The sequence below is a fragment of the Anabaena sp. WA102 genome (genome assembly GCF_001277295.1).
Taxonomy (GTDB): domain Bacteria; phylum Cyanobacteriota; class Cyanobacteriia; order Cyanobacteriales; family Nostocaceae; genus Dolichospermum; species Dolichospermum heterosporum.
The window spans coordinates 4,929,013-4,941,508 of sequence record NZ_CP011456.1; the positions used below are offsets into that span (position 1 = coordinate 4,929,013).

Annotated in this window: 12 protein-coding genes; 9 read left to right on the plus strand and 3 right to left on the minus strand. The window is 41.6% G+C overall.

Features of this window, described 5'->3' with window-relative positions; translation table 11 throughout:
* Nucleotides 1–104 precede the first annotated feature (104 nt).
* Both AA650_RS21620 and AA650_RS21625 read right to left on the minus strand, forming a co-directional pair.
* The gene (locus AA650_RS21620; protein ID WP_053541374.1) at nucleotides 105–1,757 is read right to left on the minus strand and encodes a M23 family metallopeptidase; all 1,653 of its coding nucleotides are present in this window, start codon (nucleotides 1,755–1,757) and stop codon (nucleotides 105–107) included.
* A gap of 205 nt (nucleotides 1,758–1,962) precedes the next feature.
* A complete protein-coding gene (locus tag AA650_RS21625; RefSeq protein ID WP_053540612.1) occupies nucleotides 1,963–2,772 on the minus strand; it encodes a biotin--[acetyl-CoA-carboxylase] ligase in 810 nt (269 codons plus the stop codon).
* 338 nt (nucleotides 2,773–3,110) lie between these two features.
* Between AA650_RS21625 and pgeF the strand changes: the two genes are divergently transcribed.
* The 9 genes from pgeF (at nucleotide 3,111) to gshB (ending at nucleotide 10,601) form a co-directional block, all read left to right on the plus strand.
* Complete coding sequence (pgeF, locus tag AA650_RS21630; protein ID WP_053540613.1) at nucleotides 3,111–3,890, plus strand: peptidoglycan editing factor PgeF; 780 nt, start codon at nucleotides 3,111–3,113, stop codon at nucleotides 3,888–3,890.
* A gap of 291 nt (nucleotides 3,891–4,181) precedes the next feature.
* Nucleotides 4,182–4,427, plus strand: coding sequence for a Calvin cycle protein CP12 (locus tag AA650_RS21635; protein WP_027404703.1), 246 nt, complete (start codon nucleotides 4,182–4,184; stop codon nucleotides 4,425–4,427).
* 467 nt (nucleotides 4,428–4,894) lie between these two features.
* Nucleotides 4,895–5,485 carry a DUF3177 family protein gene (locus AA650_RS21640; protein WP_053541375.1) on the plus strand — a complete coding sequence of 197 codons (591 nt, stop codon included), beginning with the start codon at nucleotides 4,895–4,897 and terminating at the stop codon, nucleotides 5,483–5,485.
* Between the two features lie 162 nt (nucleotides 5,486–5,647).
* The gene (locus AA650_RS21645; RefSeq protein ID WP_039204792.1) at nucleotides 5,648–5,947 is read left to right on the plus strand and encodes a DUF7734 family protein; all 300 of its coding nucleotides are present in this window, start codon (nucleotides 5,648–5,650) and stop codon (nucleotides 5,945–5,947) included.
* Nucleotides 5,948–6,003: 56 nt separating this feature from the next.
* Nucleotides 6,004–7,119 carry a cobalt-precorrin-5B (C(1))-methyltransferase CbiD gene (gene cbiD, locus AA650_RS21650; protein ID WP_053540614.1) on the plus strand — a complete coding sequence of 372 codons (1,116 nt, stop codon included), beginning with the start codon at nucleotides 6,004–6,006 and terminating at the stop codon, nucleotides 7,117–7,119.
* Between the two features lie 179 nt (nucleotides 7,120–7,298).
* Entirely contained in the window at nucleotides 7,299–8,921 is a 1,623-nt protein-coding gene (gene guaA, locus AA650_RS21655) for a glutamine-hydrolyzing GMP synthase (RefSeq protein ID WP_053540615.1), read from the plus strand.
* Between the two features lie 4 nt (nucleotides 8,922–8,925).
* Nucleotides 8,926–9,093, plus strand: coding sequence for a hypothetical protein (locus AA650_RS28325; protein ID WP_199924470.1), 168 nt, complete (start codon nucleotides 8,926–8,928; stop codon nucleotides 9,091–9,093).
* Nucleotides 9,094–9,260: 167 nt separating this feature from the next.
* A complete protein-coding gene (gene grxC / locus AA650_RS21660; protein ID WP_039204789.1) occupies nucleotides 9,261–9,521 on the plus strand; it encodes a glutaredoxin 3 in 261 nt (86 codons plus the stop codon).
* 117 nt (nucleotides 9,522–9,638) lie between these two features.
* Entirely contained in the window at nucleotides 9,639–10,601 is a 963-nt protein-coding gene (gshB, locus tag AA650_RS21665) for a glutathione synthase (protein WP_053540616.1), read from the plus strand.
* A 411-nt stretch (nucleotides 10,602–11,012) separates the two neighbouring features.
* Here gshB and ftsZ read toward each other — a convergent pair whose 3' ends face one another.
* The gene (ftsZ, locus tag AA650_RS21675) at nucleotides 11,013–12,311 is read right to left on the minus strand and encodes a cell division protein FtsZ (RefSeq protein WP_039204701.1); all 1,299 of its coding nucleotides are present in this window, start codon (nucleotides 12,309–12,311) and stop codon (nucleotides 11,013–11,015) included.
* Between the last annotated feature and the right edge of the window lie 185 nt (nucleotides 12,312–12,496).

Consider the following 12,496-nt stretch of genomic DNA (forward strand, 5'->3'; position numbering starts at 1 on the left):
CCCCTACTCCCCCTACTCCCCCTACTCCCCCAACTCCCCCAACTCCCCCAACTCCCCCTACTCCCCCTACTCCCCTACTCCCCCACTCCCCCACTCCCGCCTAATTACCGAGCCTGGGCTGTTTTCACCCCTGCTGTAGCTTCTGCCAATTGGCTGAGACCACCTTGTAATTGCACGCCTGGGTCAACAGCCACCCATCCATTTTGGGTGAGGTGACGGACTTCAAAGTGTAAGTGGGGTCCTGTAGAATTGCCAGTGCTACCAACTCGACCAATCACAGTTCCTGGTTCTACCCATTGTCCAGGTTGAACAAAGATTTCTGACATATGCCCGTAGAGACTTTGTTGAGCAGAACCGTGATTAATTACTACAGCTAAACCATAACCACCTAACCAGTTAGCTGATTCTACTTGACCCTTAGCCGCGGCTAAAATTGGTGTTCCTGTGGGCGCACCTAAATCTGTCCCCGCGTGAAAACGGCGATCGCCCGTGATAGGATGAACACGCCAGCCAAATAGAGATGTAATTGGTGCAGCCACCGACAGCGGGAAAACTATTCCCGAACCGCCACCAGCACCACGATAAGCCAGTGTATTAGTATAAGGAACTGCCGGCAAAACTGATGCCAAAGAGAAGTCATAAGACACCATACTAGGACGAGGAGCAACATTACCCTCTATCATTGGCGCAGGTAAACTACCTACCTGGGGAGCAATAGGGGTAGAACTAACCTTGGTCGTGCTAAATTCCCTAGGACTAGGAATAAAGTTATTAGCATGATAGGCAGCCTTTGTATGACTGCTGGTATTACTTCTGGAAATCCGCCAATTATTTTGATTTTGAGGCTGACTGATTTTGCTAACACTACTAGCCACAGCCTCAGTCACATTCTCACTTTGATTACTGTTGGCAGTTATAGTTTTCCAGCCTACTTGTTTCTGCCTAGAGGCAGTCACTACTTTCGCCACTTCACTTTTCTTCAGCCAAGTCGGTGATGATTCTTGAGACTTAGCCACAGCAGGAGTTTGTGTAGATTTAGCGCAAGTGGTAGACACCGTTGCCCCACAACCGCTAGAACGTTCTGTTACTACTACAGAACTAGGCGGTGCATAGTTACTTTCACCTACATTTTTATACTCATTCGTGTCAATATAAGCGTTGTTGTAATCCTTGGATTTATTCTCTGTATCCTTAGCAGTGTCTTGAGAATTATTAGCTTGTTGAGGGAGTTCTGGCAGTTTTTTAATTACAGAATCAACTTCACTCACACTAGCAGTAGGTTGAGTATCTTCTCCCTTGGGTTTAGAAATTCTCACACTAGCAGTAGGTTGAGTATCTTCTCCCTTGGGTTTAGAAATTCTCACACTAGCAGTAGGTTGAGTATCTTCTCCCTTGGGTTTAGAAATTCTCACACTAGCAGTAGGTTGAGTATCTTCTCCCTTGGCAACACCTTTGCTATTTAGCCTCTTTTTTAGATTAACTCGGCGGACAGAAAAATCTGGTTGTGGCTTCGCTATTTCAGAAACACCAGCTTCTTTCTGAACTGGATTTGTGACTGCTGTTGGTTGAGAATTCTCAATAGTAGGAACAATATTGTCTATTGAGGAAGTGTCAGACTGAGCAGTTACAAACCCGCCACTAAGAAGACTGAAGCTACTTAATAAACAGATACCTTGTGCTGGCAATCTAGAAGCAAAGCGTTTACTTGTACCGCCGTAGTAAAAGTTTTTATGGGCAGATTTATGGTGCTGCGTCATTTTTTCTCTTTTGTTGTGTGTAATAAAGGTTAAATAATCAATATTCGTCATTCGTCAGTGGTCAGTGGTCAAGAAGAAGTTACAAACGAACAACAGACAAGATCCAATCCTCATACCTTGCCCGAATTAGGATGTCCAAGATTAAAGGATTTACAGGATTAAAACAGAAAATTACTCACCAATGACCAATGACCCATTACTAGCCTTAATAAGTTTGACGATAACCCAAGCTAATTGTACCCGGTTGGACAGAAATTTCTGGTGTTAAAGCTGCTTTTGCATCATCAGTTGTCATTTTTAAACGCAGATTACCTTCTTGAGTCACGCCAACTACTTTACCTAAAAAATTATTGACATAAACCTGATCACCCATATTTGTAAGTAAATCAAGGTAGTGAGACAAAAGTATGTTTATTCCTTCTGTCTGTAGACACTCTATACCGGACTTAATTCCTATTAAAACCTGTGAGGTGAGGATTTCTAGGTGATCAACTATCTGACAATTCTGGGAATTTTGCCATAATTGCAGATTAATTCCAGTTTCTGGAACTTGATTTGCCCAATTAATCCCCACACCAATGATAGCTTGAGTGATTTGTCCTTGATTGACTTTGGTTTCAGTTAAAATGCCGCCTAACTTGCGACCATCTAATACTAAATCATTTGGCCATTTTATGCCGACAGGTATACCACATTTTCTTAATTGTGCTGTAATTCCCCAAGCACTAGCCAAGGTAAGTTGATAACTGCTGGTAGCTGCCAAATTAGGAGCTATTGCCATTGAAAGATATAAACCACCCTTATGAGACTGCCATTCCCGACCCCATTGCCCTCTGCCGGCGGTTTGCTGGGTGGCAATAACTACAGAGCCGGGTTTTTCTCCTTGGTCAATTAGTTGCCACAGGGTTTGATTTGTGGAGGATAAAGTGTTAAAAATATGTAGAGAGAATGGTAAATCTTGATGCTTATATTCTGCTTTTAAGCTATCTATCAAAAGTTGCTGATTAAATTCCACCACAGTTCACCATTGTTTTAAGAGACTTCCAAATAAAAAAATATCCTGTCGTTATGAAGGCAGGGGGCAGGGGGCAGGGAGTAGGGAGTAGGGGGAGTAGGGGAGTAGGGGGAGTAGGGGAGTAGGGGGAGTAGGGGAGTAGGGGAGAAATTTCATTCTCCTGAACTCCTGATAGCGCAGCGTGGCGTTAGCCATACTCCTGAACTCCTGATAGCGCAGCGTGGCGTTAGCCATACTCCTGAATGGGCGCAGGCCCTGCGCCCCTACCTCCTGAACTCCTGACTTCTGCTGTAGCATTGATTGAAGGTTATTAATTGTCTATTGAGGTTTGGTTAAAGATGCACACTTGGCAATGGCACAATTGGGAAGGTCTACCTTACTTAACTTGTAATCTTCTAGAACCCTGGTTTCATGGTTTCTTTACCCAACAGTTTTGGCCACGCTTACCTCATGAGCTAACTCCGGTTCTACAACCCGATGCTTTAGCTTATCGCTTGAAACAGGTACATGGCAATACTGTTTTAACTCCCCAGGAAGTTGATGATCATGTCAATGCCAGTGATGATGATTTGGCGTTGGCAGATGGTTTAATTAGTCATAAACCTTTACAAGCTGTGTGGGTGGCTTCTGCTGATTGTACACCTGTGTTGATTGGCGATGTCAAAACTGGACAGGTGGCGGCTTTACACGCTGGTTGGCGGGGTACAGCGGCGAAAATTGTGCCTGAAGCTATTGCAAGAATGCGATCGCATGGTAGTAATTTAATAGACTTGCGAGTGGCAATGGGTCCAGCTATTGCTGGGGAAGTTTACCAAGTCTCTGTGGAAGTGGCTGCGGAAATTGGCAGTACCGTTGTACCAGATGGTCAACCAGAAAGAGTTATTTCTGCTTTGCACAATTTACCTAATTCACCTTTGCTGAGAGATCCAGAACCGGGAAAGGTGCGTTTAGATGTGCGCCAGGTAAATGCTTTACAATTGGAACAATTAGGATTTAGTGTAGAACAAGTAGCGATCGCACCCTATTGTACTTTCCAAACTCCAGAACATTTCTTCTCTTATCGGCGAGAAAAAGAGAAAAAGGTGCAATGGTCAGGAATAGTAAGTCCAGGTAAATAATCAACCTACAAACCAGTATATTCAATCACAATTTCTCAGAAAATGCTTACAAACGATCTTCCAAGTCTGTATTCAAAATGAAGATCATGCAAGTTATAGGTATGACAGCTTATCATATTCATGGGATAATACTCTAGATATATCTCGCTCAGTAAGCAAAAAGCCTATTGGGGAGATACTACCCACCAGAATTATCGCCAAAAGTGCAAAACTAGTAATCTCAGAGACAGAAAACTAAAATTTTCAAACTTTTTCTATACTAGTATAAACAAAACATAAAGAGACAAAATCATGACTAATATTCAAGAAAAAACCAGTAACGATATCCAAGAGAAAATCCAAGAAGAAGTTGAACAAGCTCGCACTGTATGTGATATCTCAGGTAGCAACTCTGCTGAATGTGCTGCGGCGTGGGATGCTGTAGAAGAACTACAAGCAGAGGCTTCTCATAAACGTCAAATTAAACCCAAAAACTCTTTAGAGAAATACTGCGATGCTAATCCAGAAGCAGATGAGTGCCGTCTGTACGAAGATTAAAATCAGGAGGTAAATATGAATACTATTGCCAATTTTCCTCAATATGTCTGAAACCCAATAAAATCGTGACGATATCAATAAGGTTTCAGGGTTTGGCAATAGTAAGTAGTTGGACAGAATTAATTACACAATGTCATTGCGTAAGCGTAGCGTGGCGTTAGCCATATGGAACGAAGTGAAATGAAGCAATTCCAATAGTTGTGATTGCTTCTCTTCCCTCGCAATGACTGTAAATATTTTTGTCCAATTACTTAGTTATACCTGTTTTATTGAGTAATAATTTTTTGGGATATCAATGGCTTTAAGCACCATGAATCAATGAATCTGAACCAAACGGGGAATAAACTCCCCGTTTTTCCTGTTGGAACAAAGTCCGGTCACTAAACAAACTTCTTTGTTGAATGGCTAAAGCCACGTTACGCTATCAAATATCTATTCACAAATTTTTCTATTTTTTTATTGACTTTATGACACAAATATGGTTTCGACCTTATGTTTGGATGGACTACCGATTGGCGTTATTATTTACGCTGATTATTCCTTTAATTCTTCTGGTTTGGACATTTGTACAAAAAGCAGAAGGAATGCAGCGCTTATTAATGATTTACTGGCGAGTAGCTAGTTTATTAGCTATTAGTATGTACTTGATGATTGGTGGTTTCGGAGTTAGTTTCATCTCCGCTCTCATGGCGCAGGTTCTCATTCCTATGGCACTATGGTTTTGGGTAGACATCAATGATGAAATTGACTATTATCCCAATAGTCCATTAAAACTGATTTTTACTTCTTGGCGTTGGGCAACAACAGTTTATTGTAGTTTAGGAGCAATAGCTCTTTTACCTTTTCTGGGGTGCGCTTTTTCAGGAACTGCTATCCAAACTCCTTACTGTAGCGTTTGGTTAGAAGCACCATTACTATTTAAAGACTATTTTCACCACAATAGCAAACCTGCTTTTCTCGGATTTTTGGGGATAGTTACTTTAGCAATTTATGTAATTTACTTAAGTTATTTTGTCGCGGTTAAACTTGGCAAATATGGACGTTCAGCTACACATTAAGCAAAATTATCTGCGTTTATCCGCGTCCATCATTTTCTATCTGCGGTTAATTCTTTCCTGCTGTACCTCACTTAGATAGAAATCGCTATAGTACCGACCGAATTATCCCAAATAATAAATCATTCCCATCAAATTAATCACAAAAATCATAGTCCCCACTGCATGAATAACTCTATTAGTAAAAGACTGGAACAATATACCATTAAAAAATCCCAAGAAGTTCTCATTATTAATGTAGAAATTGATGGTGAACCAGATCAAATTGCTGTGTTTAAAGGCTTTTCTAGTTCTTTGATGCGTCCAACTGCTTATGATCCAGATGTCCCGGTGTTACCAGATACGGCTACAATTATCACAATTGACCGCATAGCAAGTCCCTATAATCCTGACTCACCCCATTATCTTCAACAAGATATTTCTTGGGAAGATATGCAGGTTTTATTATCAAAAATGGGAATTTAGATGAAGAGTGGGTAAGATTTTTTTGAATTTTGAATTGTTAATTTTAAATTGTTAATATGTCCAGTTCTGGATACACTTTACCTGTTTTTGCTTGTGCTGCTGCTGTTGCGGCTTTGCATTGGTTACGCCATCATCAATCTTTGCAGATTACTAATATAGACTTAATTGAACCTGCTGAAATTGCCCAAATACCCATTGAACAAGTGGCGGGAATATCGGAAAATCATGCTTTGGCGATTACTCGCAGTGATCCGGGTGATAATCTGGATTTAACGAAGAATACACCAATTTGGGCTGTGGTGGCATGGTATGAGGGAGATGGAGAAACAGTAATTATTCAGGGTGGAGAGGGAATTGGTAAACAACTCAATGGTGAGGGGAAAGCGGCAATTTATGGTTATGCTCAAAGGTTATTAACGGAAAATTTACAGCGATTATTAGCGCCGACGGAAAAAATCAAGGTAACAATTATTTTACCAGAGGGGCGATCGCTCGCAATTCGGACTTCTAACTCTGCTTTCGGAGTTGTCGAAGGACTATCCTTGCTAGGAACAACAGGGATTTCTCAACCTTTAAGTACACCAGATCAATTATCAGCTTTCCGCGCTGATTTAGCAGCAAAAGCCAGTCAATTTCCCACTTTAGTCTTTTGTATTGGCGAAAATGGCTTAGATTTAGCCCAAAAACTCGGTATCAACCCTGCACAAATGGTGAAAACGGCCAACTGGTTGGGACCGATGTTAGTAGCGGCTGATGTTTTAGGTGTAAAAGAAATTTTATTATTTGGTTATCATGGTAAATTGATGAAACTCGCGGGGGGAATCTTTCACACTCATCATCATTTAGCTGATGGTCGGCGGGAAATTCTCACAGCCCATTGCGCCATGCTAGGATTAAATTCTCCAGATATTCAAACCGTTTTTCAGAGTCCTACGGCAGAAACCGCATTAAAACATCTGAGAAGTCTAGATAGTAATACCGGGAGTAATTGGGTAAATCAGGTTTATAACTCCATTGCAGAAACAATTGATACCCGCACCCAAGCATATATGGATAGCCACAATGAACAAGGTAAAACCATTATAGCTTGTGGTTCTGTGCTTTTCGACCGCGATCGCCAAATCTTGGTGAAAAGCAAAACTGGTTGTATGTTACTGGCAAAATTGTGCTAACTTAATATAAATTATCGCAAGTATCACAAATAAATATTTTTAACTATGATTTGCATGATTAATTTTAACTATGATTTGCATGATTCATTTGATTTAGATGATTTATTAATCTGTTATCACCATTAATCATAAAAATCACAGTCCAGACTTCTTATCCCTAACAACACACCCTCCATAGCATGAATACAGCGGTGACTCTACCAACCGAAAAAATACCTCAAACACAAGAAAATTTGGGGAATCTTAAAGGTCAAATAATTGTCATTTTAGACTTTGGCTCTCAATATTCTGAATTAATTGCCCGTCGTATCCGCGAAACACAAGTATATTCAGAAGTTATTTCCTATCGTACCACAGCAGAACAGTTAGAAAAAATCAACCCCAAAGGGATCATCCTTTCCGGTGGTCCAAATTCCGTATATAGCGACTACGCCCCCCATTGTGACCCAGAAATCTGGAAATTGGGAATACCCATTCTTGGTGTTTGCTATGGAATGCAACTCATGGTTAATCAACTGGGTGGAGAAGTAATCACAGCCGAACGGGGTGAATACGGTAAAGCATCTTTATATATAGATGATCCTACAGACTTATTAACTAATGTCGAAGAGGGTACAACCATGTGGATGAGTCATGGAGATTCAGTCATAACCATGCCTCCCGGCTTTGAGTTACTGGCACATACTAAGAATACTCCTTGTGCAGCGATCGCTCACCATAACAAAAAACTCTATGGAGTCCAATTTCACCCCGAAGTCGTCCATTCTCAAGGTGGTATAGCCTTAATTCGCAACTTTGTTTACCATATCTGTGACTGTGAACCAACTTGGACAACAGCCGCTTTTGTCGAAGAATCAATTCAGGAAATTCGCGCCAAAGTAGGAGACAAACGGGTATTGTTAGCGTTATCTGGCGGTGTAGATTCTTCTACCCTGGCTTTTCTCCTGTATAAAGCCATTGGTGAACAGCTAACCTGTGTATTTATTGATCAGGGTTTCATGCGAAAACTAGAACCCGAAAGGTTAGTGAAGTTATTTAAAGAACAATTTCATATTCCCGTAGAATATGTTAATGCCCGCGAACGATTTATCTCTGCTATCGCTGGAGTAACAGATCCCGAAGAAAAGCGTCGCCGCATTGGACATGAGTTTATCAGTGTTTTTGAGGAAACATCAAAAAATCTTGGTCATTTTGATTACTTGGCTCAAGGCACACTTTATCCAGATGTAATTGAATCTGCTGATACTAATGTTGATCCAAAAAGTGGTGAACGGGTAGCAGTGAAAATTAAAAGTCATCACAATGTGGGTGGTTTACCAAAAGACTTGAGATTTAAACTCGTAGAACCACTGCGGAAACTATTTAAAGATGAAGTCCGCAAAGTCGGGCGTTCCATTGGTTTACCAGAAGAAATTGTCCAACGTCAACCATTCCCCGGACCCGGTTTAGCCATTCGCATTTTAGGTGAAGTTACCTCCGAGCGCTTGAATATTTTGCGAGATGCTGATTTAATTGTTCGTCAAGAAATTAATCAACGCGGTTTATATAATGAGGTTTGGCAAGCTTTCGCGGTTCTATTACCTATTCGCAGCGTTGGTGTCATGGGTGATAAACGCACCTATGCCTATCCCATTGTTTTACGGATTGTCACCAGCGAAGATGGTATGACGGCAGATTGGGCGCGGATTCCTTACGATGTGCTAGAAGCAATTTCTACCCGCATCGTGAATGAAGTCAAAGGTGTTAACCGTGTGGTTTATGACATTACCTCCAAACCACCTGGAACTATTGAGTGGGAATAGGTAATTGGGAATAGGTAATTGGTCATTGGTCATTGGTCATTGGTCATTGGTCATTGGTCATTGGTCATTGGTCATTGGTCATTGGTCATTGGTCATTGGTCATTGGTCATTGGTCATTGGTCATTGGTCATTGGTCATTGGTCATTGGTCATTGGGAATAGGTAATAGGTAATTGGTCATTGGTCATTGGTCATTGGTCATTGGTCATTGGTCATTGGTCATTGGTCACTGGTCATTGGTCATTGGGAAGAATGTTTGACCCATTACCCATTACCCATTACCCATTACCTATTAACTTAGGTCTAAAATTAAGAAGTATTACATTTTGTTGAAAATATTATGGCTGCAAAAGTAGAAATTTACATTTGGACAACTTGCCCGTTTTGTATGCGTGCTAAAAGTCTACTGAAAAGCAAAAGTGTTGATTTTATCGAATACAACATTGATGGAGACGAAATAGCAAGAGATAAAATGTCTCAAAGAGCTAATGGAAAACGCTCTTTACCACAAATTTTTATTAATGATGTTCACATTGGTGGTTGTGACGATATCCATACTTTAGAGCGTCAAGGTAAGTTAGATGAAATGCTAGTTTCTTAAAATATTGTGGATCAGATCCCCGACTTCTTGCTCTCCTTTTTCCCTGAGATGAATGAATTAATTGGAGAAGTCGGGGATATTTAATATTAAAACTCCTAGATAAAAGAGGTATAAAGAGTGAAACTAGCTTTTATTATTGATCCCATCCATCGGCTTGATCCATGTCATGATACCAGTGTTGCTTTGATGGAAGCAGCGCAAATTCTAGGACACGAAATTTGGATAACGCAAGCAAATCTGCTGAGTGTTATTGATGGTAAAGCTTGGGCTGTCTTGCAGCAGGTAGAACTTGTTCCCGTGGAGTTAATAGAGGGGCGTTGGTTAGCGGTTAATCCTTGGTTTAAATTAAGCCCTAGTGCCTTTACTCCTTTAGAAACAATGGATGCCGTATTTATGCGGACAGATCCACCTGTTAATGATGCTTATCTTTATGCTACTTATATTCTGGATTATGTTGACCAAAATAAAACTTTAGTGATAAATGATCCGGCAGGGATTCGTGATGCTAATGAGAAAATGTATGCTCTCCAGTTTAGGGAATGTATTCCCGAAACGATTGTCAGCGCTAACAAACAGGTAATTCGCCAGTTTGTGGAAGCGAAAGAAGCAACAATTCTCAAACCACTGGGGAATAAAGCTGGAGAGGGAATTTTATTTTTACAATCAGGCGATCGCAATTTTAATTCCATTGTTGAACTTAGCACGCTTCAAGGTCAAGTTCCCGTTATGGTACAAAATTATTTACCCCAAGCCAAGGAGGGAGATAAACGGATTATCTTACTCAATGGTGAACCCATAGGTGCGCTAAATCGCCTTTCTAGTGGTAGTGATTTTCGGAATAACATGGCAACAGGTGGCACAGTTGCTCAAACCACCATTACCCCAAGAGAACAGGAAATTTGCAGCCATTTAGCCGCAAAACTCCGGCAAGATGGCTTAATTTTCGTGGGTATTGACGTAATTGGTGGCTACCTAACGGAAGTCAATGTCACAAGTCCCACAGGCATCCGGGAAATTGATCGTCTTGATGGTACTCACCTTGCCCATCAGGTCATTCAATGGGTAGAAGCCAATAAATAGGCAGGGGAGTGGGGGAGTAGGGGGAGTAGGGGGAGTAGGGGGAGTAGGGGGAGTAGGGGAGTAGGGGGAGTAGGGGGAGTAGGGGGAGTAGAGGAGAAATTTCTTCCTTCTTCCTTCTTCCTTCTTCCTTCTTCCTTCTTCCTTCTTCCTTCTTCCTTCTTCCTTCTTTCTTCTTCCTTCTTTCTTCTTTTTTCTTTCTCCTGAACTCCTGAACTCCTGACAGCGCAGCGTGGCGTTAGCCATACTCCTGAACTCCTGAATGGGCGCAGGCCCTGCGCCCCTACCTCCTGATAGCGCAGCGTGGCGTTAGGCATACTCCTGAACTCCTGAACTCCTGATAACTAACAACTTGTATACACCAGCCTCAACTGAGACTGTAAATTTAATCTAAAATCTCATATCCACTATCATTTAATTTTTTGGTGGTGTTCGTCGTCTTTGCAGAAAATCGGGGATATCCAAGGAAGGTTTTTCTTTTGGTTGTTCTACAACTGGACTGGGGTTATTGACAGGTTGTTGTAGTGGTGAGGGTCTTCTGGTAGTTGTGGGAGTGGGTGTGACGACTCTAGGGGTAACTACGGTTTGTGCTGATGGAGGTTGGATGTCACCTGTAAATCCAGTTGCAATTACAGTAATTCTGACTTCTCCTTGCAGTCTGTCATCAATTACCGCTCCAAAAATAATATTGGCATTAGGATCAACGACTTCATAGATTGTTTCTGCCGCAGCATTAACTTCATGAAGGGTCAGATCACTACCACCAGTGATATTAAAGACAACTCCCCTAGCTCCTTCAATAGAACATTCTAGCAAAGGTGAAGAAATTGCGGCGATCGCAGCTTCTCTAGCTCTAGACTTGCCCGAACTCACACCAATTCCCATCAAAGCCGATCCCGCATCAGCCATCACAGCCCGCACATCAGCAAAGTCAACGTTGACCAATCCAGGAATGGTAATAATATCAGAAATTCCTTGCACACCTTGACGCAATACATCATCAGCATAGCGAAAAGCTTCTTGCACGGGAGTTTGTTCAGGAATGACTTCCAATAACTTATTATTGGGAATAATAATTAAGGTATCTACCCGACTTTTCAAGCCTTCAATCCCTTGTTCTGCTTGGCTAGTGCGTCTGCGTCCCTCAAAGATAAATGGACGAGTCACCACACCAACAGTAAGAGCGCCCATTTCCTTGGCTATTTCTGCCACAATTGGGGCTGCACCTGTACCTGTGCCACCACCCATACCAGCAGTAATGAATACTAAATCCGCGCCTTCTAAAGCAGTAGCAATTTCATCACGAGATTCTTCCGCCGCCTTTTGACCAATCGCCGGATTTCCACCCGCACCTAGTCCTCTAGTTAATTTTTGTCCAATTTGCAAGCGACTAGGAGCGCCCGCTAAAGTCAAAGCTTGAGCATCAGTGTTAATTGACCAAAACTCAACACCGGACACATCAGACTCAATCATGCGGTTGACAGCATTACCACCACCACCACCTACACCTATCACCTTAATATTAGCAACACGGCCTGGCACAATTTCACCAATACCGCTATTTTCAGGAGAAATTCTCTTGCTATCCTTACCTTGGGCAAAATTTAGCCCAGAGTTACTAAAGGGGTTATTTGAGTTCACAGCCTGGGAGAACCCTAGTTGTCCTGGAGTTTGAGAGTTATTAGTCAGCCCTTGGTTATTATCAAGTGTCATTGGATTTGTGAAAGGTATATAAACGACTTTTTTCGGTGTAATTCACCTACGAGTCAACCAGTTGCCAAAATTTGTCTTGGCAGCGGATTTTATTTTTTTTGCTATTTCCCAGCCTATATGATGGCAGGTTAAGATGTGATAATTTGTCCATGAAAGAGGTATAAAACCTCAGTTGTAGGGTCAGA